At 64.9% G+C, this 24,891-nt stretch carries 24 protein-coding genes; 14 read left to right on the top strand and 10 right to left on the bottom strand.

Translation table 11 applies throughout. The features are described 5' to 3' along the window. The first annotated feature begins 2 nt into the window (after window positions 1–2). From lnt to AC1RBA_RS21805, 6 genes are all read left to right on the top strand, one after another. Window positions 3–1,592 (top strand): apolipoprotein N-acyltransferase, encoded by a 1,590-nt coding sequence (gene lnt / locus AC1RBA_RS21830; protein WP_492419814.1) that lies wholly within the window; start codon window positions 3–5, stop codon window positions 1,590–1,592. Between the two features lie 146 nt (window positions 1,593–1,738). Then, a complete protein-coding gene (gene glyQ, locus AC1RBA_RS21825) occupies window positions 1,739–2,653 on the top strand; it encodes a glycine--tRNA ligase subunit alpha (protein ID WP_070290459.1) in 915 nt (304 codons plus the stop codon). Between the two features lie 37 nt (window positions 2,654–2,690). Further along, window positions 2,691–4,793: a glycine--tRNA ligase subunit beta gene (glyS, locus tag AC1RBA_RS21820; protein ID WP_492419813.1), complete on the top strand. Its 2,103-nt coding sequence runs from the start codon at window positions 2,691–2,693 to the stop codon at window positions 4,791–4,793. Further along, window positions 4,793–5,380, top strand: a complete 588-nt coding sequence (gene gmhB, locus AC1RBA_RS21815) for a D-glycero-beta-D-manno-heptose 1,7-bisphosphate 7-phosphatase (protein ID WP_121670435.1) — start codon at window positions 4,793–4,795, stop codon at window positions 5,378–5,380. Before glyS ends, gmhB begins: the two co-directional genes overlap by 1 nt. 16 nt (window positions 5,381–5,396) lie before the next feature. After that, window positions 5,397–6,137: a lysophospholipid acyltransferase family protein gene (locus AC1RBA_RS21810; protein ID WP_034746739.1), complete on the top strand. Its 741-nt coding sequence runs from the start codon at window positions 5,397–5,399 to the stop codon at window positions 6,135–6,137. A 44-nt stretch (window positions 6,138–6,181) separates the two neighbouring features. Continuing rightward, window positions 6,182–7,102, top strand: a complete 921-nt coding sequence (locus AC1RBA_RS21805) for a M48 family metallopeptidase (protein WP_492419812.1) — start codon at window positions 6,182–6,184, stop codon at window positions 7,100–7,102. A 59-nt stretch (window positions 7,103–7,161) separates the two neighbouring features. Here AC1RBA_RS21805 and waaA read toward each other — a convergent pair whose 3' ends face one another. From waaA to AC1RBA_RS21785, 4 genes are all read right to left on the bottom strand, one after another. Continuing rightward, the gene (gene waaA, locus AC1RBA_RS21800) at window positions 7,162–8,439 is read right to left on the bottom strand and encodes a lipid IV(A) 3-deoxy-D-manno-octulosonic acid transferase (RefSeq protein ID WP_492419811.1); all 1,278 of its coding nucleotides are present in this window, start codon (window positions 8,437–8,439) and stop codon (window positions 7,162–7,164) included. Window positions 8,440–8,471: 32 nt separating this feature from the next. Then, the gene (gene waaC / locus AC1RBA_RS21795) at window positions 8,472–9,494 is read right to left on the bottom strand and encodes a lipopolysaccharide heptosyltransferase I (RefSeq protein ID WP_070290465.1); all 1,023 of its coding nucleotides are present in this window, start codon (window positions 9,492–9,494) and stop codon (window positions 8,472–8,474) included. A gap of 4 nt (window positions 9,495–9,498) precedes the next feature. Continuing rightward, window positions 9,499–10,881, bottom strand: coding sequence for a phosphomannomutase/phosphoglucomutase (locus tag AC1RBA_RS21790; RefSeq protein ID WP_409027855.1), 1,383 nt, complete (start codon window positions 10,879–10,881; stop codon window positions 9,499–9,501). A gap of 90 nt (window positions 10,882–10,971) precedes the next feature. Next, window positions 10,972–11,280, bottom strand: a complete 309-nt coding sequence (locus AC1RBA_RS21785) for an H-NS histone family protein (RefSeq protein ID WP_070290469.1) — start codon at window positions 11,278–11,280, stop codon at window positions 10,972–10,974. Between the two features lie 448 nt (window positions 11,281–11,728). Here AC1RBA_RS21785 and AC1RBA_RS21780 point away from each other — a divergent pair, with 448 nt between their 5' ends. From AC1RBA_RS21780 to AC1RBA_RS21750, 7 genes are all read left to right on the top strand, one after another. Continuing rightward, on the top strand, window positions 11,729–12,568 hold the full coding sequence (locus AC1RBA_RS21780; protein ID WP_492419810.1) for a symmetrical bis(5'-nucleosyl)-tetraphosphatase: 840 nt from the start codon (window positions 11,729–11,731) through the stop codon (window positions 12,566–12,568). A 93-nt stretch (window positions 12,569–12,661) separates the two neighbouring features. Then, window positions 12,662–13,582: an AraC family transcriptional regulator gene (locus AC1RBA_RS21775; protein WP_070222108.1), complete on the top strand. Its 921-nt coding sequence runs from the start codon at window positions 12,662–12,664 to the stop codon at window positions 13,580–13,582. A gap of 129 nt (window positions 13,583–13,711) precedes the next feature. Next, entirely contained in the window at window positions 13,712–14,266 is a 555-nt protein-coding gene (locus AC1RBA_RS21770) for a carboxymuconolactone decarboxylase family protein (protein ID WP_492419809.1), read from the top strand. Window position 14,267: 1 nt separating this feature from the next. Then, window positions 14,268–15,347 (top strand): acyl-CoA dehydrogenase family protein, encoded by a 1,080-nt coding sequence (locus tag AC1RBA_RS21765; RefSeq protein ID WP_492419808.1) that lies wholly within the window; start codon window positions 14,268–14,270, stop codon window positions 15,345–15,347. Beyond that, window positions 15,344–16,132 (top strand): ABC transporter ATP-binding protein, encoded by a 789-nt coding sequence (locus tag AC1RBA_RS21760; RefSeq protein ID WP_070310174.1) that lies wholly within the window; start codon window positions 15,344–15,346, stop codon window positions 16,130–16,132. Before AC1RBA_RS21765 ends, AC1RBA_RS21760 begins: the two co-directional genes overlap by 4 nt. A gap of 20 nt (window positions 16,133–16,152) precedes the next feature. Next, the gene (locus AC1RBA_RS21755; protein ID WP_070222116.1) at window positions 16,153–17,397 is read left to right on the top strand and encodes an ABC transporter substrate-binding protein; all 1,245 of its coding nucleotides are present in this window, start codon (window positions 16,153–16,155) and stop codon (window positions 17,395–17,397) included. A 2-nt stretch (window positions 17,398–17,399) separates the two neighbouring features. Beyond that, window positions 17,400–18,164 (top strand): ABC transporter permease, encoded by a 765-nt coding sequence (locus tag AC1RBA_RS21750; protein ID WP_070222119.1) that lies wholly within the window; start codon window positions 17,400–17,402, stop codon window positions 18,162–18,164. On the opposite strand, the gene AC1RBA_RS21745 is transcribed toward AC1RBA_RS21750, so the two are convergent. The 6 genes from AC1RBA_RS21745 to AC1RBA_RS21720 all read right to left on the bottom strand — a co-directional run bounded on the left by AC1RBA_RS21745 (window position 18,161) and on the right by AC1RBA_RS21720 (window position 22,900). Beyond that, a complete protein-coding gene (locus AC1RBA_RS21745) occupies window positions 18,161–18,907 on the bottom strand; it encodes a lysophospholipid acyltransferase family protein (protein ID WP_070290477.1) in 747 nt (248 codons plus the stop codon). The genes AC1RBA_RS21750 and AC1RBA_RS21745 overlap by 4 nt on opposite strands. A 147-nt stretch (window positions 18,908–19,054) precedes the next feature. Then, window positions 19,055–20,356, bottom strand: coding sequence for a dihydroorotase (locus tag AC1RBA_RS21740; protein ID WP_492419806.1), 1,302 nt, complete (start codon window positions 20,354–20,356; stop codon window positions 19,055–19,057). A gap of 24 nt (window positions 20,357–20,380) precedes the next feature. Next, window positions 20,381–21,346, bottom strand: coding sequence for an aspartate carbamoyltransferase catalytic subunit (locus AC1RBA_RS21735; RefSeq protein WP_034746695.1), 966 nt, complete (start codon window positions 21,344–21,346; stop codon window positions 20,381–20,383). After that, window positions 21,339–21,863 (bottom strand): bifunctional pyr operon transcriptional regulator/uracil phosphoribosyltransferase PyrR, encoded by a 525-nt coding sequence (gene pyrR / locus AC1RBA_RS21730; protein WP_070222125.1) that lies wholly within the window; start codon window positions 21,861–21,863, stop codon window positions 21,339–21,341. The genes AC1RBA_RS21735 and pyrR overlap by 8 nt, the downstream gene beginning before the upstream one ends. A gap of 39 nt (window positions 21,864–21,902) precedes the next feature. Then, complete coding sequence (gene ruvX / locus AC1RBA_RS21725; protein ID WP_492419805.1) at window positions 21,903–22,301, bottom strand: Holliday junction resolvase RuvX; 399 nt, start codon at window positions 22,299–22,301, stop codon at window positions 21,903–21,905. Further along, on the bottom strand, window positions 22,298–22,900 hold the full coding sequence (locus tag AC1RBA_RS21720; protein ID WP_070222127.1) for a YqgE/AlgH family protein: 603 nt from the start codon (window positions 22,898–22,900) through the stop codon (window positions 22,298–22,300). Before AC1RBA_RS21720 ends, ruvX begins: the two co-directional genes overlap by 4 nt. A gap of 386 nt (window positions 22,901–23,286) precedes the next feature. Here AC1RBA_RS21720 and AC1RBA_RS21715 point away from each other — a divergent pair, with 386 nt between their 5' ends. Next, a complete protein-coding gene (locus AC1RBA_RS21715; protein WP_492419804.1) occupies window positions 23,287–24,750 on the top strand; it encodes a cryptochrome/photolyase family protein in 1,464 nt (487 codons plus the stop codon). The last annotated feature ends 141 nt before the right edge of the window (window positions 24,751–24,891 follow it).

Below are 24,891 nucleotides of genomic sequence, written 5' to 3'. Positions count from 1 at the left end.
AAATGCGTTTCAGACGCGCCGACCCCAACGCCCCCGCCAAACCGCCCCGCAGCACCTGGGCGCGCATGCTGACTGCCTTTGTTGCCGGCGCAGTCGCCGTGCTGGCGTTCGCCCCTTTCGGCTACTGGCCGCTGCAAATCCTCAGCCTGGGCGTGCTGTTCTACCAGGTGCTGCGCGCGGCGAACGTCAAGGCCGGCGCGCTGATCGGCTGGGCCTACGGCTTCGGCTGGTGCGCGGCCGGCACGCACTGGCTGTACATCTCGATGCACCGCTATGGCGACATGGCCGCGCCGATCGCCGCCATCGCCGTGGCCTTGCTGGCACTCTTGATGGCCATCTACGTGGCCCTGGCCATGGGCGCGGCCGCCTGGCTGCGCCAGCGCTGGGTGCTGTCCCTGCCCGCCATGACCTTGCTGGTGCTGCCCGCCACGTGGACCCTGTTCGAATGGACGCGCGGCTGGCTGTTTACGGGTTTTCCGTGGCTGGCCACCGGCTACGCCCACAATGCCAGCCCGCTGGGCGGCTTTGCCCCCATCGTCGGATCGTACGGCCTGGGCTGGCTGGCGGCGCTGTCCGCCGGCGCCCTGCTGCTACTGGTCCACCCCCTGCACCGCACGCGCTGGAGCGCGCTGGGCGGCGTCATCGCCCTGTACGCGGCCGGCGTTGGCTTGCAATACGTGAACTGGACCCACCCGGTCGGGCGCCCCATCACCGTGCGCCTGTTGCAGGGCAATGTGCCGCAGCAGCAGAAATTCGACCCCGGCTTCGTGCTGGGCGCCCTGCAGATGTACCAGAGCGCCATCACCAGCGCGCCGGCCGACCTGATCGCCACGCCGGAAACGGCCGTCACCGTGCTGCCGCACCAGCTGCCGCCCGGCTATCTCGATAGCCTGGCGACGTATGCGCAGCAGACGGGCAGCACGATTTTGGTCGGCATGCCCGTGCTCGACGAGCAGCAGCGCTTCTACAATGCGGCCGTGGGCATCACGCCCAACGGCACGCCGGGTCCCTACTACCAGTACCGCAAGCACCATCTGGTGCCGTTCGGCGAATTCGTGCCGCCCGGCCTGCACTGGTTCGTCGCCATGATGGCCATCCCGCTCGGCGACATGGGCCGCGGCGCCGAGGTGCAGGCGCCGCTGCAGGTACGCGACCAGCTGGTGCTGCCGAATATCTGCTACGAAGACTTGTTTGGCGAGGAAATCGCCGGCCAGCTGGCCAGCGCCCACCGCCACGGCAAGCAGTCGGCGTCCGTGCTGCTCAATATCTCGAACCTGGCCTGGTTCGGTGACTCGATCGCCATCCCCCAGCATCTGCAGATTTCGCAGATGCGCAGCCTGGAAACGGGCCGCCCCATGCTGCGCTCGACGAACACGGGCGCCACCGCCGTCATCGACGGCAAGGGCGTGGTGCAAAGCCTGCTGCCGCCGGAACAGCAAGCCACGCTGGCGGCCAAGGTGCAGGGCATGGGCGGCATGACACCATACATTCTGTACGGCAACAAACTGGTGCTGGCCCTGGCCGCGCTGGCCCTGCTGACGGCCTTCCTGCTGTCGCGCGCCGCCCGCCGTGGCCGCGCCGCGCAGCAATAAGCGGCCGATATTGCCCGAAGAGTCACAGTGGGCCCGTAAAAACCGCTAAAATTAGCAAAACCCCGGCCCGGACGCGCTTGTTAGCGGCGTGCGGGCTTCAAGCAAACCTTAACAGCGCGCAGTCTCCCGCGCGGCGAACTCATACGATGCTCACATTTCAACAAATTATCCTGACCTTGCAAACATATTGGGACAAGCAAGGTTGCGCCCTGCTCCAGCCATACGACATGGAAGTCGGCGCCGGCACCTTCCACACCGGTACCTTCCTGCGCGCGATCGGTCCGGAACCGTGGCGCGCCGCGTATGTGCAGCCGTCGCGCCGCCCGAAGGATGGCCGCTATGGCGAAAACCCGAACCGCATGCAGCACTACTACCAGTACCAGGTGGTGTTGAAGCCGGCGCCGGAAAACATCCTCGACCTGTATCTGGGTTCGCTGGCCGCGCTGGGCCTGGACTTGAAGCAGAATGACGTGCGCTTCGTCGAAGACGACTGGGAAAGCCCGACCCTGGGCGCCTGGGGCCTGGGCTGGGAAGTCTGGCTGAACGGCATGGAAGTGACCCAGTTTACCTACTTCCAGCAAGTGGGCGGCCTCGATTGCAAGCCCGTGCTGGGCGAGATCACCTACGGCATCGAACGCCTGGCCATGTATCTGCAGGGCGTGGAAAACGTGTATGACCTGGTGTGGACAGAGTGGGAAGAAAACGGTATTACGAAAAAACTGACCTACGGCGACGTCTTCCACCAGAACGAGGTGGAGCAATCGACCTACAACTTCGAGCACGCGAACACGGACCTGCTGTTCGAACAGTTCGGCAACTACGAAGCGGAAGCGAAGCGCCTGATCGAACTGCAACTGACCCTGCCCGCCTACGAGAAGATCATGAAGGCCTCGCACAGCTTCAACATGCTCGACGCGCGCGGCGCCATCTCGGTGACGGAACGCGCCGCCTACATCGGCCGCGTGCGCACCCTGTCGCGCCTGGTGGCGCAAGCGTATTACGACTCGCGCGAACGCCTCGGTTTCCCGATGCTGCCCGCAGCAGACCAAGCCGCCGCCTAATTCGAGCCTCCACACCGCCGTACCTGACAAGAACACCATGAACCAAACACTGCTCATCGAACTGCTGACCGAAGAACTGCCGCCGAAAGCGCTGGCCAAACTGGGCGCCGCCTTCACGGCCGGCATCGTCAACGGCCTGAAAACGCGCGACTTCCTGGAAGCCGACAGCGTCGCCACCAGCTACGCCTCGCCGCGCCGCCTGGCCGTCTCCATCACCAACGTGCGCGAAGTCTCGCCCGACAAATCGATCCGCGAAAAAGTCCTGCCCGTCTCCGTAGCGCTGGACGCGAACGGCAACGGCACGCCGCCGCTGGCCAAGAAACTGGCCGCGCTGGGCTTCCCCGATCTGACGGTGGCCGAGCTGGAACGCGCCGCCGACGGCAAGGCGGAAAGCTTCTTCTACACCTACACAGCGCCGGGCAGCCAGCTCGCCACAGGGGCGCAGGCCGCATTGACGGAATCGGCCGCCAAGCTGCCGATTCCAAAACTGATGAGCTATCAGCGTCCGGACGGCACCACCGTGCAGTTCGTGCGCCCGGCCCACAGCCTGATCGCCCTGCACGGCATCAATATCCTGCCATTGACCCTGCTGGGCTTGACGGCCGGCCGCACCACCCTGGGCCACCGCTTCCTCACCGACGGCGAACCGATCACCATCGCGCACGCGGAAAACTATGCGCCCTCGCTGATTCTCAACGCCAGCGTCATCGCCAGCAACGAGGAACGCAAGGAGCGCATCCGCGCCCAGCTGCTGGACAAGGCCGGCGCCGACCAGGTGCTGATGCCCGAAGCGCTGCTCGATGAAGTCACGGCCCTGGTCGAATGGCCGGTCGTGTATGAGTGCCACTTCGAGGAAGAATTCCTGGCCGTGCCGCAGGAATGCCTGATCCTCACGATGCAGACGAACCAGAAATACTTCGCCCTGACGGACAGCGAAGGCAAGCTGCGCTCGCGCTTTTTGATCGTCTCGAACATCGAGACGGACACGCCCGAGCACATCATCGGCGGCAACGAGCGCGTCGTGCGCCCGCGCCTGTCCGACGCCAAGTTCTTCTTCGAGCAAGACAAGAAGAAGACCCTGGCATCGCGTCTGCCGCTGCTGGCCAACGTCGTCTATCACAACAAGCTGGGCACGCAAGCGGCCCGCACAGAGCGCGTCAAGTCGCTGGCCGGCGCCATCGCCGCCAAGCTGGGCTACGACGTGGCGCTGGCCGAACGGGGCGCCCTGCTGGCCAAGGCCGATCTGCTGACCGACATGGTGGGCGAATTCCCCGAACTGCAAGGCATCATGGGCACGTACTACGCGCGCCATGACGGCGAACCGGAAGAAGTGGCGCTGGCCGCCTCCGAACACTACCAGCCGCGCTTTGCCGGCGACAGCCTGCCGTCCACCGCCACCGGCACCGCCGTGGCCCTGGCCGACAAGCTCGAAACCCTGGTCGGCATCTGGGCCATCGGCCTGGCGCCGACAGGCGACAAGGACCCGTTCGCGCTACGCCGCCACGCCCTGGGCGTGCTGCGCATGCTGCTGGAAAAACGCCTGCCCTTGTCGATCCAGGGCTTGCTGTTTGACGCCGCCGCGCAGTTCGCAGCCGTGCCAGGCTTCAAGGACCCCGTCGCGGATGTGACCACCTTCATGCTGGACCGCCTGCGCGGCATCCTGCGCGAGCGCGGTTTCTCGCCGAATGAAATCGAAGCCGTCGTGGCGCAGAACCCGGACCGCCTGGACGACATCGTGCAGCGCCTGGAAGCCGTGCAGGCGTTTGCCGCGCTGCCGGAAAGCGCCTCGCTGGCAGCGGCCAACAAGCGCATCACGAACATCCTGAAAAAGAACGAGGAAGCCGTGAGCCAGGTCGCCGCCGGCGGCGTCAACGTGGCACTGCTGCAGGACGAAGCGGAGAAAAAACTGGCCGCCGCCGTCTCGCGCGTGCAGCCGGAAGTCGACGCGGCCTTTGCCAAGGGCGACTTCACCAGCACCCTGCAAACCCTGGCGCAGCTGCGCGATGACGTCGATGGCTTCTTCAACGACGTGATGGTGATGGCCGAGGATGTCGCCCTGCGCAACAACCGCCTGGCCTTGCTGTCGTCCTTGCACGGCATGATGAACCGCGTGGCCGACATTTCCAAGCTGGCGGCATAATGGGCACTCCGGCGCTGAAACTGATTATTCTCGACCGCGACGGCGTCATTAATCATGACTCGCCGGACTTCATCAAGTCGCCGGCCGAATGGCTGCCCATCCCCGGTTCGCTCGAAGCGATCGCCCGCCTGAACCAGGCCGGCTATCGCGTCGTCGTCGCCTCGAACCAGTCCGGCATCGCGCGCGAATACTTCGACATGACGGTGCTCAACGCGATCCACCAGAAGATGCACACCCTGGCGCAGCAGGTGGGCGCCGATATCGACGCCATCTTCTTTTGCCCGCATGCGGGCGCGGACAATTGCGACTGCCGCAAGCCGAAACCGGGCATGTTCCATGAAATCTCGCAGCGCTACAACACCAGCCTGCGAGGCGTGCCCACCGTTGGCGATTCGCTGCGCGACCTGCAGGCCGGCTTCATCAGCGGCTGCGTGCCCTACCTGGTCTTGACGGGCAAGGGCGAAAAAACCAACGAGACGGGTGGCCTGCCGCCCGGCACTCAGGTCTTCCCCGACCTGGCCGCCGTCGTGAACCACCTGCTCAAGGCGCCCGCCACACCGGCGCCCACCGTGGCATTCAGTATCTAATCTTCGGAGAACCGCATTGCGTAATATTTCCCTGTTCCTGCGATCACTGCTGTTCATGATCATCATGATCGTGGCCACCATCGTCTGGGCCTGCGTGTGCTTTTTTGCCGCGCCATTGAGCTACAACAAGCGCTATTGGGTCACCTCGCGCTGGAATGTGTTTATCCTGTGGTGCGCCAAGGTCATTTGCGGCATCCGCTATGAAGTCAAGGGCGCCGAGAACTTCCCGGACGCGCCGGCCATCGTGCTGTCGAAGCACCAGTCGGCATGGGAAACCATCTTCTTGCTGCCCAGCCTGCCCCGTCCGCTCGTATATGTGTTCAAGAAGGAGATCCTGTACATCCCCTTCTTCGGCTGGGCCATGGCGCTGCTGCGCATGATCCCCATCGACCGCAAGCAGGGCAAGCATGCGTTCAAGAGCGTGGTCGCACATGGCAAGCGCCGGCTGGCCGATGGCCAATGGATTATCATGTTCCCTGAAGGTACCCGCATTCCCGTGGGCCAGGCGGGCAAGTACAAGAGCGGCGGCACGCGTCTGGCCATCGCCACGGGCGCCGTGGTGGTGCCGATTGCGCATAATTCAGGCGAGTGCTGGCCCAAGCAGTCATTCCTCAAACGCCCGGGACTGATCACCGTCTCGATAGGCAAACCGATTTCGCCGGAAGGGCAAACCCCGGACAGCATGATGCAACAGGTGGAAAATTGGATAGAATCAGAAATGCGCGTCATTTCGCCTCACGCCTACAACGCTGGCTAGACGGCATCAGCGCGGTCATCCAGGAGCCGACACTGCGCCAGCAGATGAAGACCATCAAGGTCGGCGACCAACAACTGGATTTGTTCGCGCATGACGTCTCGACCAGCACGCCCCCGGCGGTGCGCCCCACGGCACCGCCAGCGCCGCCCGTGGCCCCACCGGTAGTGGCGCCCGCGCCGCCCATCGTTCGCCCTGCCCCGCCTCCCCTGCCTTCCCCGCCACGCACCGCCGATGGCCCGCCGCTGCGCCAGCTGCAGCTGGGCAGCCACCTCGTCGAATTCGCCCTGCGCCGCTCCACGCGCCGTTCCATCGGCTTCATGATCGACGATAACGGTTTGCGCGTCACGGCGCCCAAGCGCGTCACCCTGGCCGAAATCGACAACGCCATCCGCGCCAAGCAAGGCTGGATCGTCTCGAAGCTGCTGGAACGGGGCGAGCGCAAGGTGCAGCGCCAGCAGCGCCCGCCCGTGGCATGGGTCGATGGCGCCGTGCTGCCCTACCTCGGTGGCGAGATCACCTTGCGATTGCACCAGGCGCCGCGCCACCGCGCCAGCTTTCAGCGCGACACCAATGAACTGCACGTGTGGGTCACGCCCACGGGCAGCGAGCAGCAATTGAAGGAAAAAGTGAAGGGCTGGTTCCAGCACGAGGCGCGCCAGCTGTTCGAAGCACGGCTGGACCTGTATGCGGACAAGCTGGGCGTGCGCTACGATTCGCTGTCGCTGTCGTCGGCCGGCACGCGCTGGGGCAGCTGCACCATCGAGCGCAAGATCCGCCTGAACTGGCGCCTGATCCACTTCGCCCTGCCGCTGATCGATTACGTCGTGGCGCACGAACTGTCGCACCTGCTGGAAATGAACCACAGCCCCCGCTTCTGGGCCACCGTGGAATCGATCTATCCCGATTACGATGGGGCCAAGCAGGCATTAAGGAAGCGCTCGCAAGAACTGCCGGTGTTGTTTTAACGGTACTCCGACCAAACGGCGCAAAGCTGGGGTCAGACCCGGCGGGTCTGACCCCGGAATTAAACCAACAATAAAGGTTGAATCGCCGCGATGGTGCGCGGCGTGGCGCCCCGGTGCTGGCTGGCAAACGCCAGCGCCTTTTGACCCATCGACGATAAACGCGCCGGATCCTGCAGCAAGGCAGATGCCTGCGCCATCAGCGCATCGGCATCCGCCACCAGCGCGGCGCCGCCGGCGGCAATCGCCTGCTCGGTGACCAGCGCGAAATTGAAGGTGTGCGGACCGATCAGCACGGGCTTGCCCAGGGCCGCCGGCTCGATCAGGTTTTGTCCGCCCAGCGGCAGCAGGCTGCCGCCGACGAATGCGCAATCGCAGGCCGCGTAGTACGCAAACATCTCGCCCATCGAGTCTCCCAGCAGCACCTGCGTGCCCGCCGCCACCACATCGTCCTGCGCCAGGCCGGACCTGCGCTGCACGGCCAGGCCGTGCGCCGCGATCAATTTTTCCACCTCGTCGAAGCGCTGCGGGTGGCGCGGCACGATCAGCAGCAGCGCATCATCGGGCAAGCTGGCGCGGGTAAAGGCATCGAGGATCAGCTGCTCTTCGCCTTCGCGCGTGCTGGCGCACAGCAGCACGGGGCGCGCACCGATGGCGGCGCGCAGCGCTGCCCCCGTCGCCAGGGCCGCCCCGGGCACGACGACGTCGAACTTGATGCTGCCCGTGACCACCACGTCCTGCACGCCCAGCTGGCGCACGCGATCGGCATCGTCCTGCGTCTGCGCCGCCACCAGGGTGATGCCGCGCGCCGCATCGGCAATCAGCTTGCCCAGACGCTGCGCCTTGCCCAGCGAACGCTGCGACAAGCGCGCGTTGGCCAGCACCACGGGCACTTTGTAGCGAGTGCATTGGTGGATCAGATTCGGCCACACTTCCGTCTCCATCAGGATGCAGATGCGCGGGGTGAAATGGCGGATGAAACGGGCCGGCATGGCGCCCGTGTCGTAGGGCAGATAGCTTTGCACGAGGCGCGCGCCGTGTTTGGCGAACAGCGCCTTGCCCGTCGCGCGCCCCGTCGGCGTCATGTGCGTGAGGACGATGCGGCACCTGGGCCAGGCGGCCAGCAGCGCATCGATCAGCGGCTCGGCCGCGCGCGTCTCGCCGACGGAGACGGCGTGCAGCCAGATGGTGTCTGTAGCCGTTGTCGGCTGGCGGCCGTAAAAGCCCAGGCGCTCGCCCCAGTGCTGGCGGTAGCCGGGTTCCTGGCGTCCGCGCAGCCACAGCCGCGCCAGCACCAGGGGCAAGGCCAGCCACCAGGCAAGGGTATAAAGAAGTCGCATGATTGTTGAATGTTAAGGTCAGGCGGTTGAAGTCAGGCGGGAGGATGTTCGGTCAGCAGGCGTTGTGCCGCGGCCAGCACTTCCGGCACGCCGGGCGGCGCACCCTTGTCGCCCAGGTTGATGATGTTCGGCGACCAGTTGCCTTCCGTTTTCCACAGCGGAGAATCGGCATAGATTTCCACCGTCGGGCGCACGAAGGCGGCCGCGATATGCGTCAGGCCCGTGTCGACGCCGATCACCAGCGCCGCGTGGCGCGCCAGCAGGGTGGCGTCGTCCATCGACAGTTTCGGCAGCACGCGCGCGTTCGGCAGACCGGCCGCCAGTTGTTCGGCTTCCGCCTTTTCCCTGGGCGAACCCCAGGGCAGCAAAATCGGCATCGGTGCCAAGGCACGGCCCAGGGCGATCCAGTTTTCCGGCGCCCATTTCTTGGCGTCGCGCGCCGTACCGTGGAAATACACGCAGTAGGGAGCTTCGCCCATCCAGTCCGGGCGCGGCTCGTTGCGCGAGACTTCCGGCAAGCCGAAATCGGCCGGCGTGTCGATCGTGTAGCCGAGTGCAGCGGCAGCGACCAGGCGGCCGCGCGCTACCGCATGCGTGCGCGGGTCGAGCGGAATGCTTTTGGTGTGGAACAGGCGCGAGATGCCTTCGTAGCCGGAGCCTTCGCTGCCATTGGCTAGGCCGACCTTCTGTCCGCCCGGCGCCAGGCGCGCGGCGCCCATGATGATGCCCGTCTTGAGCAAGCCCTGGGTATCGAACACATAATCGTAGCGCGTCTGGCGCAGGCTGCGGAAGAAGGCGGCGATTTCCGCGCGCGTCTCTTTCTTGCCCAGGCTCTTGCGCCAGCGCCGCAGCGCGAACGGGAAAATGGTATTGACGCGCGCGTTCAGGCGCACCAGGCTGGTGTAGCCCTCTTCAACCACCCAGTCGATGGTCGCATTCGGGAAATGGCGGGCGATGTCCGCCACCATCGGCAGGTTATGCAGCACGTCGCCCAGCGAGGACACGCGCACCAGCAGGATTTTCAAGGGCGCCTGCGCGCCTGGTTGAGCGGCCATGCTGTCAGAACGGCAGCACGGCGTCAGGCTTGGCGGCCAGGATCACGCTCTTGAACTGTCCCTGGATGCGCGCCAGGGCTGCCGGCGTTTCCGCTTCGAAGCGCATGACGATCACTGGCGTGGTGTTCGACGAGCGGGCCAGGCCGAAGCCGTCCGCGTATTCCACGCGCAAGCCGTCGATGGTGATGATCTGTTCATTGCCGGGGAAGACGGCGTCGCGGCGCAGCACGTCCATCAGCGCGACGTTCTCGCCCTCCTTCAGCTCCAGGTGCAGTTCCGGCGTGCTGTCGGACTGCGGCAGGGAATTCAGCAAAGCCGACGGATCCGCTTCGCGCGTGAGGATTTCGAGCAGGCGCGCGGCCGAATACATGCCGTCGTCGAAACCGTACCAGCGGTCCTTGAAGAAGATATGGCCGCTCATTTCGCCGCCCAGCGGCGCACCCGTTTCGCGCAGCTTGGCTTTTACCAGCGAGTGGCCCGTCTTGTACATCAGCGGTACGCCGCCATGCTTGCTGATCCACGGCGCCAGGTGGCGCGTGCATTTCACGTCGTACAAAATCTGCGCGCCAGGATGGCGGGTCAGCACGTCGGCCGCGAACAGCATCATCTGGCGGTCAGGGTAGATGATCTGGCCATCCTTGGTGACCACGCCCAGGCGGTCGCCGTCGCCGTCGAAGGCGATGCCGATTTCGGCATCCGTCTCGGCCAGGCAGCGGATCAGGTCCTGCAGGTTTTCCGGGTGCGCCGGGTCCGGATGGTGGTTCGGGAAGTGGCCGTCGACTTCGCAGAACAGTTCGATGACTTCGCAGCCCATGCCGCGGAACAGGTCCCCCGCGAACGCGCCGGCCACGCCATTGCCGCAGTCGACGGCGATCTTGATCGGGCGCGCCAGCTTGACGTCGCCCAGGATGCGCTCCAGGTAGGCGGCGCGGATATCGTGCGTGGCATAGGTGCCCGGCTTGGCACTGGCGCTGCCGTCGTGCGCGACAATGCTGTGGTACAGCGCCTGGATCGCTTCGCCGTGGATCGCCTCGCCGGCCAGCACCATCTTGAAGCCGTTGTAGTCGGGCGGATTGTGGCTGCCCGTGACCATGATGCCGGAGCGCGTGTCGAGCACATTCGTGCCGAAGTAGACCATCGGCGTGGCCACCACGCCCAGGTCGATCACGTCGACGCCCGCCGCTTGCAAGCCCTGCGCCAGCGCCGCCGTCAATTCCGGTCCCGACAGACGGCCGTCACGGCCGATCACGACCCGCTGCTCGCCCTTGGCCAGGGCGGCCTGGCCAAATGCCTGACCGATCTTGTGGGCCACGCCGGCATCGAGGGTTTTAGCGATGATGCCGCGAATATCGTAGGCCTTGAAGATCGTTCTGGACAATGGGAGCATGGTGTGGCCGGTATAAGTAGGGTCAATAAGGTGCCTGGCAAGGTGCAGCGCGCGGCTGGCGGCTTGCCACTACGCCAAGAGTATACCGAATTATACGCGCAGCAGATCGATCGACTTGCCCGATTCCACCCACTGCCTGACCCACAGCGGCTGACGGCCACGGCCTGTCCATTGCTCGGCCGCATTCTCAGGATGACGGTAACGCACCGCGACTTTGCCCGTGCGCGGGTGCAAGCCATCGAGTATCAGCTGTTTCAGCGGAATGCCGGCTTGCTGCGCGATGGCCATGATCTGTTCGCGCGCCTTGTTCAAGTCTTGGCGCTCGCGGCTGTTCAATTCCTGTTTGACATTATCTTCCAGTTTGCGCAATTCCAGCATCGTCATCGTAGACAGATCCATTGGTACATCCTTTATATTCATTTAAATAATAAAATCACGTGGAATATACTACATTGCATAAATATCTGTGCACCAACGCATAATCCATCATCAATTGAATCACGGCCCTCGATTTATTTGGCGGGCCAACATTAAGATTAAATGAAGAATATACCGGAAGCCCGCATGAAAAATGAATAACCATGAATCAAATGGCATTCCCGCGTGCCTGAACGGCATGCAGGCGGATTATTACTCCTAGCATGCAGGCGGATTATTACTCCTATATGGCAGCGTGATACGGCAGCGTGACATACCGCTGAATCAAATTCCCATGCGGCATAATCGGCGCCCGCGTTTTTCTTCCCGCCGGCCATGCGCGCAATCGGGCACCTGCCAGAAATGCCCCAACGCCAAAGGGCGGGCATGCTTATAATGCAGGCGCGTAGTTCACTTCACCCCGGCACATATGAAAACTTACTTTATCGGCGATCTGCAAGGCTGTCATGCACAAACCGTCGAATTGATCGAACGGATCCAGGCGGCAGCGGGCGGTCCGTACCGCCTGCTGTTCGCGGGCGACTTGATCAATCGCGGCCCGGCCTCGCTGGCCACCCTGCGCCACGTGCACGCCCTGGCGCAGCAAGGCCTGGCCGACAGCGTCCTGGGCAACCATGACTTGCACTTGCTGGCCGTGGCCAACGGCATCCGGCCCGAGCATGCGTCCGACACCCTCGCCGACATCCTCGATGCACCCGACCGCGAGGAGTTGATCAACTGGCTGCGCCAGCGGCCACTGGCACTGGAACACGATGGCCATGTGCTCGTGCATGCGGGCTTGCTGCCGCAATGGAGCGCGGCCCAGGCCCTGTCCCTGAGCGGGGAGGTATCCGCCATGCTGCGCAGCGACGATTGGGTGGCGTTCCTGCGCACCATGTACGGCAACGAGCCGGCCGCCTGGCGCGACGACCTGCAGGGCACCGACCGGCTGCGCTGCATCGTCAACGCCATGACGCGGCTGCGCTTTTGCACGCCGGACGGCGTGATGGATTTCAAGATGAAGGAAAGCGGCAGCCCGCCGCCAGGCTCCGGCCTGCTGCCCTGGTTCGACGTGCCGGGCCGGCGCAGCGCCGGCGACACCATCGTCTTCGGCCACTGGTCGGCGCTGGGACTGCTACTACGGCCGCACCTGATCGGACTCGATAGCGGCTGCGTCTGGGGCGGGAAACTCTCGGCCGTGTGCCTGGAAGACCGCTCGCTGCTGCAAATCGACTGCCCCGCGTTCCAGCAGCACGGCGGCAAGCAGTAAGCGCCAAGCTTGGCGCGCATATGCTTAGTCGAAATCGGTCGTTGGCCTTGCCGCGTCTGGCCCGTATGATGGAGCTTTTGCCTTTGCGATCCCATGCATCCTGATACCGACAGACTGGCGCGCTGGCTGCTCGGCAGCCTGGAACTCGACACCGCCGTGCTGCATGTGGGCCAGTACTGCGGCCGCTGGCGCGCTTCCACGGCGGGCCGGGAACTGGGCAGCTTTCACCTGGTGCTCGATGGCCATTGCTACTTGCACCTCGACGGCGCGGCGCCCATTGCGCTCGGCCCGCGCGACGGCGTCTTCCTGCTGCGCGACTTGCCGCACTTCCTCAGTCCCCACAGCGATCCGCTGCAGGCGGCGAGCGCGCAAGCGATGCTGCCGCTGCAAACGCCCACGCAGCAGCCGGCGACGGCGCTGGCCTGCGGCTTCTTTCAATTTCGCGGCGCCCTCTCCGCGCTGATCGTCGACTCGTTCCCGCCGTATCTGCTGATACGCGGCGACGCGCCCGCCTTCAGCGCCGCCGCCGCGCTGTTCGACCTGATCCTCGCCGAAGCAGGCGGCGATCCGGAACAGCCGTCGCCGCTCATCGCGCGCCTGGTCGAGCTGCTGTTCTTTTACCTGATCCGCCATGTGGCGCAGGGCGAGCAGGTGGCGGCCGGCCTGCTGTCGCTGCTGCACCAGCCCGCATTTTCGCCACTGCTCGAACGCATGCTCGACGCCCCTGCCGACGACTGGTCGATCGAGAACATGGCCAAGGCAGCGTGCATGTCGCGCGCCAGCTTCTGCAAGCATTTCGCCAGCGCCAGCGGCCACTCGCCGGCCCAGTTCCTGCTCCTGCTGCGCATGAAGATCGCCGCGCGGCGTCTGCACGACGGCGTCTCCGTCGAACGCGCCGCCGAACTGGTGGGCTACCGCTCGCACGCCGCCTTTACGCGCGCCTTCAAGCGGGTCACGGGCGAGCAGCCGGGCGCCTACCGGCGCGACCAGCGATTGCGCCAGCTGGCCAGCTAAGAGCCTGCCGGAATCAAGGATCACACAATCGCAGACGAACGAGCACAAAAGGACGACGCTGACGTCTGTTGCGTGCACGGCATGGCCGATATAATGACCGGGTGACTTACTAACTTAGCAAGGTACCCCATGTCCCGTCTGACGCTGCACACTCTCGATACCGCCCCGGCCGACAGCCGCCCCTTCGTGGAAAAGGCCATCGCCAACAATGGCTTCCTGCCCAATCTGATCGGCGTGCTGGCCAATGCCCCGCTGGCACTGGAAACCTATCTGACCGTCTCCGGCATCAATGCGCGCGCCAGCCTGACCCTGATGGAGCGCGAAGTGGTGCAGATCACGGCCGCGCGCATCCATGGCTGCGATTTCTGCATCGCCGGCCATAGCGCCATCTCGCTGAAAAAAGCGGGCCAGACACCGGACACGGTGCGCGCCCTGCAGCACGGCCAGCCGACGGGCGATACGCAGCTCGACGCCGTCGCCGCCTTCGCCACGGCCGTCATCGCCACGCGCGGCGCCGTCAGCGACGCCGAATATCAAGCCTTCCTGGCCGCCGGCTACAACGAACAGCAGGCGCTCGAAGTCGTGCTGGGCATCAGCCTGGCCACCCTGTGCAATTTCTCCAACAGCCTGGCCGGCACGCCCGTCAATCCGCAATTGACGCCCTACCTGCCTGGCGCCGTCTGACATGGCGAACCTCACTCACTGGCTGCACATGCATGCCGACCAGCTCGACCAATCGCCGGAGCTGGCTGAAACCGTTTTGCCCGCCCTCGCGGGCGACAAGCTGCTGGCCATCGGCGTACCGCAGGAGCACGGCGGCGCGGGCGGCGACGTGCGCGACGCCATCGACGCCATCGCCAAAGTGGCCGAGCAATCGGTGACGGCGGCCTTTGTCTTCTGGGGCCAGCGCTGCTTCATCGAATTCCTGCTGCAAAGCGAGAACCGCGCACTGGCCGAGCGCCGTTTGCCCGGCCTGCTGGCCGGCACGCAGGCAGGCGCCAGCGGTTTGTCGAACGCGATGAAATTCTTGTCCGGCATCGAACAGCTGCAAATCACGGGCGCGCGCCACGATGACGGCTTGCTCGTCGACGGCGGCCTGGCCTGGGTGACCAACTTGCGCAAGGCCGGCTTTGTCGCGGCAGCCGCCGTGGCGCCCGACGACGGCGCGCCCCCCGTCATCGTCGCCTTCGACAGCGGCACGGCGGGCGTCAGGCGCAGCGATGACCTGGACCTGATTGCCCTGCGCGGCAGCAATACGGCTTCCGTCAAGCTGGCGCAGGTGCACATCCCCGCCGCGGACATCATCAGCGACAACGCGCCGGCCTGGCTGCCGCAGGTGCGCCCATCGTTCCTCGGCATGCAGTGCGGCCTGTCGATCGGCCTGGCGCGCGCCAGCCTGGCAAAGGCGGCGCAAATCTCGGCCGGCTCGCGCAACCAACTCACGCCACGCATCGAAGCGCTGCAAGCGACACTGGAAAGCGCCGTCGCCACCTTGCTGGCCGGCGTGCACGACGGCCGCTTCAAGACGCAGGCGCCGGCCATGTTCCGCCTGCGCATACAGCTGGCCGACGTGCTGCAGCAGGCGCTGATGCTGGAACTGCAAGCCATGGGCGGGCGCGCCTACCTGAACGCCGAACAGCAGGGCTTTGCCCGCCGCTGGCGCGAATCGTCGTTCATCCCCATCGTCACCCCCAGCCTGACGCAGTTGCAATCGGCCTTGCAGCTGTTCGACAGCCAGCAGGCGGCAGCGGGAGCCCCGGCATGAGCGTTGCTGATTGGGCCTTGCAGGCGCAGGACCTGAGCTTTTCCTATGCGGGCAGCACGCCCGTGTTCCAGCACGTCTCGCTGGGTGTGCGCAAGCGCGAGATCGTCTGCCTGCTGGGCGGCAGCGGCTGCGGCAAATCGAGCCTGCTGCGCGTGCTGGCCGGCCTGCAGCCGCCATCGACGGGCGCCATTCAATTCCTCGATGCGCCCATGCGCGAACCGGACCCGCGCAGCGCCCTCGTGTTCCAGCAGGCGAGCCTTTTGCCCTGGCTGAACGTCACGGGCAACGCGGGTTTCGGTCTGGATTTCAAGCACCAGCCGCAGCTCACGCGCGCAGCGCACGAGGCGCGCGTGGCGCAAGCCATCGAAGCGGTGGGCCTGAAGGGCCGCGAAAAACTGTATCCGTCCGCGCTGTCGGGCGGCATGGCGCAGCGCGTGGCGCTGGCCCGCGCGCTGGCGCGCGAACCGGAACTGCTGTTCGCCGACGAACCGTTTTCCGCCCTCGACGCCATCACCCGCGCCGAGATGCAGTCGCTGCTGGTCGACGTGGTGCACCGCTGGCACACGGCCGTGCTGCTGGTCACGCACGATATCGACGAAGCCATCCTCGTCGCCGACCGCATCCTGCTCATGGGCGGCAAGCCGGGCAACATCGTGCGCGAATGGCCCGTCGCCATCGACCAGCCGCGCATCGGCCACAGCGCCGACGTGATCGCCCTCAAGATGGACATCCTCGACGCCCTGCAAGCGCTGCAACAGCAAGATCAGGCCCACGCCGCCCACTAATGCACTTTACTGGAACCTTCATGTCCCTCCCACACGATAACAAACCCCTGCATATCTGCGCCTCCTCCGATTGCGACTGCGGCCTGACGCGGCGCGACTTCCTGCGCATGTCGGCCCTGGCCACGGCCAGCGTCGCCTCGCCGCTGCTGTTCGCCGGCGACGCCATGGCCCAGCAAGGCCCGAAAGGCGATGACCAGCCCGTAAAAATCGGCTACCTGCCGATCACCGACGCCACCCCGCTGCTCGTCGCCCACGCGCGCAAGCTGTTCGAGGCGGAAGGCTTGCAGGCGGAAACGCCGCGCCTGTTCCGCAGCTGGGCGCAGATCATCGAAGCGTTCGTCGCCGGCCAGGTCAACGTCATCCACCTGCTGTCGCCGGCCACCCTGTGGGTGCGCTACGGCGCCAAGTTCCCCGCGAAAGTCGTCGCCTGGAACCACGTCAACGGCTCCGCGCTGACCGTGGCCAACGAGATCAACAAGGTCTCCGACCTGGGCGGACGCACGGTCGCGATTCCATTCTGGTACTCGATCCACAACATCCTGCTGCAGCAGATCCTGTCCTCGAATGGCCTGACGCCGGTCACGCGCGCGCGCAACGCGGCCATCAAGCCGAATGAAGTCAACCTGATCGTGCTGGCGCCGGCCGAAATGGTCTCGGCCCTGGCCAGCAAGTCGATTGCCGGCTACATCGTGGCCGAGCCTTTCAATGCGGCGGCGGAAAACGCCGGCATCGGCAAGATCCTGCGCTTCTCGGGCGACGTGTGGAAAAACCATGCGTGCTGCGTCACCTTCCTGTCCGAGCGCGACATCAACACGCGCCCGGAATGGGCGCAAAAGGTCACCAACGCCATCGTCAAGGCGCAGTTGTGGACGCGTTCGAACCAGGTCGATACGGCCAAGCTGCTGTCGAACGTGGGCGAGCACCGCTACACGCCGCATCCGCTGCAGGTGCTGACGAAGGTGCTGGCCACCACCGATTACGCCGGCTATGAAAAGCAGGGCCTGATCGTGCACAAGAACTGGCAGCAGCGCCGCATCGACTTCCAGCCCTATCCATTCGCCTCGTACACGGAAGAACTGGTGCGCGCCATCGGCCGCACCAAGGTGGAGGGCGATACGCGCTTCCTGGCGAATCTCGATCCGAAATTCGCCGCGCGCGACCTGGTCGATGACCGTTTCGTGCGCAAGGCCATCACGGCAGTCGGCGGACCGGCCGCCTTCGGCTTGCCGGCCAATCTGCTGCGCAGCGAAACCGTGGCGGTCTGACGATGGCAAGCAAGTTGTTCACGAAGTTCGGCCTGCCCCTGGTGGGGCTGGCCTGTGCCTTGCTGCTGTGGTCCATGGGCGTGACGGCGCTGGAGAAATCCACGCCGATCGCCACCGCCTTCGCGCCCTTGCCCACGGCGCTGGCGTTCAGGGAGATGCTCGGTGGTTCCGATATCTGGCTGCACGTGGTCTTGAGCCTGCAAAGGGTCGCCGTGGGCTTGGGGCTGGCCATCGTAATCGGCGTGCCGCTCGGCGTGCTGGTGGCCATGTCGAAGAGCTTTTCCGGCGCGGCCATGCCGCTGTTCCAGCTGCTGCGCATGATTTCGCCGCTGTCGTGGATGCCGATCGCCGTGATGGTGCTCGGCGTCGGCGACGCGCCCGTATACTTCCTGCTGGCGTTCGCGGCCGTCTGGCCCATCCTGCTCAATACGGCGGCCGGCGTGGCGCGGCTCGACCCGAACTGGCTGCTGCTGGCGCGCAGCCTGTCGGCCACGCGCAGCGAGATCGTCTTCAAGGTGATTTTGCCGGGCATCACGGCCGATATCCTGACGGGCGTGCGGCTGGCCATCGGCATCATCTGGATCGTGCTGGTGCCGGCGGAAATGCTGGGCGTATCGGCCGGCCTCGGCTACTTCATCCTCGACACGCGCGACCGCCTCGCGTATTCGGAGCTGATGGCCGCCATCGTGCTGATCGGGATGTTAGGTTTCATCCTCGACTACCTGGCCCGCGCCGCGCATGCGCGCTGGCTGCACGTCAAAAACTAGGCCGCCTTTTCCAGCGGCAGCGCAGCGGCCACGGCCGCCTGCGTTGCCGCCGCCAGCTCACGCCGGTGCGCGTCGGCCGTCGCCACTGGCGCCAGACAGGTCAGGCGCGCCGTGATCGGCGGGCCGCTCAGGATCGCCACCATGCTTTGCGCAAAGCTCATGTCGCCGATGAAGTCGACGGCGTGATGCAAGGCCCCCTTGTCATCCACGTACACGAGCGCGAACGGCTGCACCGGCACTTGCGCGTCGATGGCCGCCTCGAACAGGTTGGCGTGAAACGGCAGGATCTGCCCTTGCGCGGCGGTCGTGCCTTCGGGGAAAAACGCAATGCGTTCGCCCGCCGTCAATTTGTCCACCAGGCCCTGGAAGATCAGGCGCAGGTCGCGCTTGCTGCCGCGCGAAATGAAGATGGTGCCGGCGCGCCCCGCCAGCCAGCCGAGGATAGGCCAGGCGCGGATTTCCGCCTTGGCGACGAAACGGCAAGGGTGGACGGCATTGATGACGAAGATGTCGAGCCACGAGACGTGGTTCGCCACCATCATCGCATGGTCGAGTGCCGGCACGCTGTCCGCCGGCTGCGCCACGTGCACGCCGCAGATGTCGAGCAGCTGCGTCGACCAGCGGCGGATGCGCCGGTTGCGCCCTTCCAGGTCCAGCCAGGGAAAGAGCACGGCGCTCTTGGCCATGCCGCAGCTCAGGTGAATGGCGATGCGCGCGAGGCGGTAGGTAAGCAGAAGTTTCAAATGACACCAAGGTTGGAAGCAAAGCCATGCAGCTGCGTAGGTCGGCTTGGCAGCGCCCGCGAGGCGCTGCGTAAGCCGACAGGAGCCGCCATGGACTTGTCGGATTACGCGTACCGCTACTCCGACCTACGGCTCCGATACAAAAAATTAACGCTGAAACGCCACCTGTCCGGCAACGATGGTCGCCTTGACGATGCCGCTCAGCTCATAGCCGAGGAAAGGCGTGTGCTTGCCCTGGCTGGCCAGCGACGCCGACGACACGGTCCAGCGCGCGGCGGGATCGAAGACGCAGATGTCGGCCGCTTCGCCCACGGCCAGGCTGCCGGCCGGGATGCCGGCGACACGCGCCGCATCGGACGTGACCTTGGCCACGGCGCGCGCCAGCGGACGCTCGCCCGTTTGCGGCTGGTTCAAGGCGTAGTCGTCGGCCCATTTCAGGGCCAGCGACAACAGCAGTTCCAGGCCCGTGGCGCCGGGCGACGCTTCGCCGAACGGCAGCAGTTTTTCATCGTCGTCGACGGGCGTGTGGTCCGAGCACATGGCGTCGATCGTGCCGTCGAGCAGGCCGGCGCGGATCGCATCGCGGTCGCGCTGGCTGCGGAACGGCGGCGTGACGCGCGCGTTCGGGTCGAAGAAGCCGATGTCGGCGTCCGTCAGGTGCACATGGTGCACGCCGACGTCGCAGGTGACGGGCAAGCCTTCGGCCTTGGCGGCGCGGATCAGTTCCAGGCCCGCCGCCGACGAGATGCGGCACAGGTGCACGCGCGCGCGACTGGCGCGCATCAATTCAAAGATCGTGTGCAGCGCGATGGTTTCGGACATCACGGGCACGCCGGACAAGCCCAGGCGCGACGCCAGCGGACCGCTGTGGGCGATGCCGCCACGGCCGATGTGCGGGTCTTGCGGGCGCAGCCAGACCGTGTAGCCGAAGGTGTTCGCGTACTGCATGGCGCGCAGCAGCACGGTGGTGTCCTCGATCGGCTCTTCCGCCTGCGCGAAGCCAATGCAGCCCGCTTCCGTCAGTTCCGCCATTTCCGTCAGCGACTGGCCTTTCAAGCCCATGGTCAGCGCGCCCAGCGGGTGCACGTGGGCCTTGTTCTGCGTCTTGGCGCGGTATTTCAGCATCTCCACCAGGCCCGGCTCATCGAGCACGGGATCGGTGTCGGGCGGGCAGACCAGGCTCGTCACGCCGCCTTGCAGCGCCGCCTGCAGTTCCGATTCCAGGGTCGCCTTGTATTCGTAGCCCGGCTCGCGCAGGCGCGCGGACAGGTCGACCAGGCCGGGGGAAACCACCAGGCCGGCCGCGTCAAACGTGGTGTCGGCCTTGAAGCCGGCCGGGGCGCTGCCCACGGCCAGCACCTTGCCGTCGGCGATAAACAGGTCTTGCAAGCCATCGATGCCGTTGGCAGGGTCGATCAGGTGGCCGTTCTTGATATGTAGTGTCGTCATGCTCGCTTACTCGTCCTTGGGCTATCAGCCCTGATTACCAGCCAAAATACTCATTACCGCCATGCGCACGGCGATACCGAAGGTCACCTGCGGCAGGATCACCGCCTGCGGACCGTCGGCCACGGCCGAATCGATTTCCACGCCGCGGTTCATCGGGCCCGGATGCATGACGATGGCATCCGGTTTCGCCAGCGCCAGGCGTTCGGGCGTGAGGCCATAGCTCTTGAAGTATTCCTGCGCCGACGGCAGCAGCGCGCCGCTCATGCGCTCATTCTGCAGGCGCAGCATGATGATCACGTCCACGCCCTTGAGACCTTCATCCATGTTGGTGAAGGTGCGCACGCCCATCTGTTCCAGGCCGCCCGGCAGCAGGGTGTGCGGGCCGATGGCGCGCACTTCCGGCACGCCCAGCGTGGTCAGCGCATGGATGTCGGAACGGGCCACGCGGCTGTGCAGGATGTCGCCCACGATGGCCACCGTCAGGTTCGTGAAATCCTTCTTGTAATGGCGGATCGTGTACATGTCGAGCAAGCCCTGGGTCGGGTGCGCGTGGCGTCCGTCGCCCGCGTTGACCACGTGGACGTGCGGCTGCTTGGTGTCGATCAGGTGCTTGGCGATCAGGTAGGGCGCGCCCGACTGCGCGTGGCGCACGACGAACATGTCGGCGTGCATGGCCGACAGGTTGTCGATGGTGTCGAGCAGCGATTCGCCCTTGCTGGCCGACGAGGCCTGGATGTTCAGGTTGATGACGTCGGCCGACAGGCGCTTCGAGGCGATTTCGAAGGTGGTGCGGGTGCGCGTGGAGTTTTCAAAGAACAGGTTGAAAACGCTCTTGCCACGCATCAGCGGCACCTTTTTCACGTCGCGGTCGGAAATGCCGACGAACGAGGAAGCCGTGTCGAGGATATGGTTGACGATAGACTTCGGCAAGCCTTCGATCGTCAGCAGATGTTGCAGTTCGCCGTGTTTATTCAGTTGCGGATTAAGCATGGTTGTTATCTATGGTGAGCGTGAATTTTCCATCGTCGGCTTGCTTCAGGACCAGGGCCTGGCCCGGCGGCACGGCAGTGAAGGCGGCCACGAAATCGGCGGCCACTGGCAGCTGGCGTTCGCCGCGGTCGACCAGGGCCGCCAGCATGATCTTGGCCGGGCGGCCATAGTCGAACAATTCGTTGATGGCCGCGCGCGTGGTGCGGCCCGTGTACAGCACGTCGTCGACCAGCAGGATGGTGGCGCCGGCCACGTCGAAGCTGATTTGCGTCGGCTTGACGTCCGCATGCAAGCCCTTCTGGGCAAAGTCGTCGCGGTAGAAGGACACGTCGAGCACGCCCAGGCGGTCGAGCAGATTCAGATCGCGCGCCAGGCGTTCAGCCAGCCAGGCGCCGCCCGAATGGATGCCGACGATGGCCACGTTGGGGATGCCCGCCAGGCCGCTCCGCACCTGCTGCAGCAAATCTGCATACAGGGCCTCGGCGTCGAGTTGGGAAGGATTCGCAGGATGCGGCATAGAGTTCTTAATCATTCAGGGAGGGAGTCTAGGGTCAGATTAATAATTCGCGTCGAAATACTGTTGCAGGATGATGGCGGCGGCGCGGTCATCGATCACTTCGCCGCGCTTGGCGGCGATCACGGCCGAGGAATAGCGCTCGTCGACCAGTTCCACGGGCAGGTTGAAGCGGCCATGCACCTGGTTGGCGAAACGGCGGCAGCGCGCGCTCATCTCGTGTTCCGTGCCATCGGGGTGGCTGGGCAAGCCCACCACGATGCGGCTGGCGCCCCACTCCTTGATCAGGTTATCGATGGCGGCAAACTTCGGTTCGTTCGCCGTGGCCGTGATCACGCTGAGCGGCTTGGCCTGGCAAATCATGGTATTGCCGATGGCCACGCCGATGCGTTTCAAGCCGAAATCGAAGGCAAGGATGGTGTCGATGGCGTTACCGCTCATGCGTGGCCAGCCTCGCTCGCCAGCATGAGGGGATCGATACCGAGCAACTTGATGGCCGCCACGTAGCGCTGTTCGATGGGGAAATCGAACAGGATATCGGCCGAGGCGCCTACCGTCAGCCAGCCGTTGCGGCCGATCTCGTCTTCCAGCTGGCCCGGGCTCCAGCCCGAGTAGCCGATCGAGACGAGCATGCGCTCGGGGCCATCGCCCTTGGCGACGGCTTCGAGCACGTCGATCGAGGTGGTAAACGCCACTTCATCGGTCACCGTCAGCGACGAGGAATAGCGCGCGCCCGGCGTGTGCAGCACGAAGCCGCGGTCATCCTGCACGGGGCCGCCGAACATGATCGGCTCGTTGATGATGGGCGTGTCGCTGCCAGCCTCGAGTTTCAGGTCGATGCGGTCGAACAGCACTTCCATGGTCATGTCGGTGGGTTTGTTGATGACGACGCCCAGCACGCCGTTTTCATTGTGTTCACACACGTACACGACCGTGCCGCCGAAGATCGGATCTTGCATGGCCGGCATCGCAATCAGGAAATGGTTCGCCAGATTCAGGGTGGAGGAACCGGTCGCGGCCGGCTCTCCCACACCCTGCATCAGACGATGTCCTGGTAGAGTCTGGTCGATTTTACTCTTTTTCATACGCGATGCTCTCTCTGTGGGCTTGCTGGCAAGTCTCGCTTACCCCGCTATCGTACGCCCGGCGCAAGCGGCCGCATATCTTGGGCGGCGCGCACCGTGGTGCCAGGCGTTATTCTTGTTATGTTATAAATTAATGATCAATTCGCTATGCCTGCAGGCGCATTTCAATGCCAATTGTAAAATTGATTGCAAAATCGCTGTCGCACATAAAGTACCGCGAACATACCCGCTAGTTTACACTGAATTGCCGCCGCAGCGACGCCAAAGGCGCGACGCGAGCGGCCATAAAGCCCTGTTGACGGCAAAAAATCGCCTATCTTTGACCTTGAACACGCGAAATAATGACAATTAAGACTTCCCTGGTATGGTTCCGCCGCGATCTGCGCGCGTTTGACCATGCTGCACTGCATCACGCCCTGCGTCAAAGCCAGGCCGTGCATTGCGTCTTCGTATACGACACCGCCATCCTGGCAGCCCTGCCGCGCCGCGACCGGCGGATCGACTTCATCCATGCCAGCGTGGCCGAGCTGGCCCATGAGCTGCGCCAGCTGGGCGGCGACCTGATCGTGCTGCACGCGGACGCGGCCGAGGCGATTCCGCGCCTGGCCGCCGAATTGAACGCCGACGCCGTCTTTGCCAACCACGACTACGAACCGCAGGCGATCGCCCGCGACGCCACGGTGGCCGCCGCGCTCACGCACAACGCGCGCCTGTGGTTCAGCTTCAAGGACCAGGTCATCTTTGAAAAGGACGAGGTATTGACGCTCTCGGCCAAACCCTACACCGTCTATACGCCGTATAAAAATGCCTGGCTGAAGAAAATGCGCGCCGAACCCGCCTGCCTGGCGCCGTTCGCTATCGAGCCGCATGCGGCCAGCCTGGCGCCGCCCCGCGCCGGCACGCCGTCGCCCCTGCCCAGCTTGGGCGAACTGGGGTTCGAGGCCAGCAACCTGGCCGAACTGGCCATCCCCACCGGCATGTCGGGCGCCAGCGCGCTGTTCGAGGATTTTTTGCCGCGCGTGGCCCGCTATGACGTGGCGCGCGATTTTCCCGCCCTGAAGGGACCGTCCTACCTGTCCATGCATTTGCGCTTCGGCACCGTGTCGCTGCGCTATCTGGTGCGCACCGTGGTCGACCTGATGGACCGGGGCGGCGGCGGCGATGGGGCGCCCGTGTGGCTGGCCGAACTGATCTGGCGCGATTTCTACGCCATGATTTTGTACCAGAACCCGCACGTGGAAGGCGGCGCCTTTAAACCGGCCTACGACGCCATCGTCTGGGAAACGGGAGCCGAGGCCGATGCCGCCTTTGCTGCCTGGTGCGGGGGCCGCACCGGCTATCCTCTGGTCGACGCGGCCATGGCACAGCTGAACCAGACGGGCTATATGCACAACCGCCTGCGCATGGTCACGGCCTGCTTTCTGATCAAGGATCTGGGCATCGACTGGCGCCGCGGCGAAGCGTATTTCGCGCTGCATCTGAACGACTTCGACCTGGCCTCGAACAACGGCGGCTGGCAATGGGCGTCGTCGTCCGGCTGCGATGCGCAGCCTTACTTCCGCATCTTCAATCCCATCACGCAGTCGGAAAAATTCGACGCCGGCGGACGCTTCATCCGCCGCTACCTGCCGCAGCTGAAGGCGCTGGGCGACAAGGAAATCCACGCGCCCTGGCTGGTGCCGCGCATGCTGCTCGAGCAAAAAAACATCGTGCTGGGACGCGACTATCCGGAACCCATCGTGCAGCACGACGAGGCGCGCAAGGAGACCCTGGAGCGCTATGCCGTGGTGAAGGTGGTGGGGTAAGCAGGTAATTGATTGGCATTACGGTGATGTCGGGTTACGCGCTGCGCGCTAACCCGACCTACCCGACATGCGCCATCGTGCAAGAGCGTAGGTCGGATTGGCGGGGCAAGGCCCCGCGTAATCCGACAACATCGTTGGCGC

This window comes from Janthinobacterium sp. GW823-FHT03B06 (assembly GCF_058796955.1).
Note: the sequence above shows the minus strand (reverse complement) of the source record. Positions and strands in the feature narration are given on the sequence as shown.

Excerpts from the sequence above, each read along its gene's own strand:
- pyrR (WP_070222125.1), bottom strand. The coding sequence starts at position 21,863 with ATGCCGCATCCTGCGAATCCTTCCCAACTCGACGCCGAGGCCCTGTAT.
- gmhB (WP_121670435.1), top strand. The coding sequence starts at position 4,793 with ATGGGCACTCCGGCGCTGAAACTGATTATTCTCGACCGCGACGGCGTC.
- AC1RBA_RS21770 (WP_492419809.1), top strand. The coding sequence starts at position 13,712 with ATGTCCCGTCTGACGCTGCACACTCTCGATACCGCCCCGGCCGACAGC.
- AC1RBA_RS21780 (WP_492419810.1), top strand. The coding sequence starts at position 11,729 with ATGAAAACTTACTTTATCGGCGATCTGCAAGGCTGTCATGCACAAACC.
- AC1RBA_RS21765 (WP_492419808.1), top strand. The coding sequence starts at position 14,268 with ATGGCGAACCTCACTCACTGGCTGCACATGCATGCCGACCAGCTCGAC.
- ruvX (WP_492419805.1), bottom strand. The coding sequence starts at position 22,301 with ATGAGCGGTAACGCCATCGACACCATCCTTGCCTTCGATTTCGGCTTG.
- AC1RBA_RS21715 (WP_492419804.1), top strand. The coding sequence starts at position 23,287 with ATGACAATTAAGACTTCCCTGGTATGGTTCCGCCGCGATCTGCGCGCG.
- waaA (WP_492419811.1), bottom strand. The coding sequence starts at position 8,439 with ATGCGACTTCTTTATACCCTTGCCTGGTGGCTGGCCTTGCCCCTGGTG.
- AC1RBA_RS21775 (WP_070222108.1), top strand. The coding sequence starts at position 12,662 with ATGCATCCTGATACCGACAGACTGGCGCGCTGGCTGCTCGGCAGCCTG.
- AC1RBA_RS21735 (WP_034746695.1), bottom strand. The coding sequence starts at position 21,346 with ATGCTTAATCCGCAACTGAATAAACACGGCGAACTGCAACATCTGCTG.
- lnt (WP_492419814.1), top strand. The coding sequence starts at position 3 with ATGCGTTTCAGACGCGCCGACCCCAACGCCCCCGCCAAACCGCCCCGC.
- glyQ (WP_070290459.1), top strand. The coding sequence starts at position 1,739 with ATGCTCACATTTCAACAAATTATCCTGACCTTGCAAACATATTGGGAC.
- waaC (WP_070290465.1), bottom strand. The coding sequence starts at position 9,494 with ATGGCCGCTCAACCAGGCGCGCAGGCGCCCTTGAAAATCCTGCTGGTG.
- AC1RBA_RS21790 (WP_409027855.1), bottom strand. The coding sequence starts at position 10,881 with ATGCTCCCATTGTCCAGAACGATCTTCAAGGCCTACGATATTCGCGGC.
- glyS (WP_492419813.1), top strand. The coding sequence starts at position 2,691 with ATGAACCAAACACTGCTCATCGAACTGCTGACCGAAGAACTGCCGCCG.
- AC1RBA_RS21805 (WP_492419812.1), top strand. The coding sequence starts at position 6,182 with ATGAAGACCATCAAGGTCGGCGACCAACAACTGGATTTGTTCGCGCAT.
- AC1RBA_RS21740 (WP_492419806.1), bottom strand. The coding sequence starts at position 20,356 with ATGACGACACTACATATCAAGAACGGCCACCTGATCGACCCTGCCAAC.
- AC1RBA_RS21720 (WP_070222127.1), bottom strand. The coding sequence starts at position 22,900 with ATGCAGGGTGTGGGAGAGCCGGCCGCGACCGGTTCCTCCACCCTGAAT.
- AC1RBA_RS21755 (WP_070222116.1), top strand. The coding sequence starts at position 16,153 with ATGTCCCTCCCACACGATAACAAACCCCTGCATATCTGCGCCTCCTCC.
- AC1RBA_RS21750 (WP_070222119.1), top strand. The coding sequence starts at position 17,400 with ATGGCAAGCAAGTTGTTCACGAAGTTCGGCCTGCCCCTGGTGGGGCTG.
- AC1RBA_RS21760 (WP_070310174.1), top strand. The coding sequence starts at position 15,344 with ATGAGCGTTGCTGATTGGGCCTTGCAGGCGCAGGACCTGAGCTTTTCC.
- AC1RBA_RS21785 (WP_070290469.1), bottom strand. The coding sequence starts at position 11,280 with ATGGATCTGTCTACGATGACGATGCTGGAATTGCGCAAACTGGAAGAT.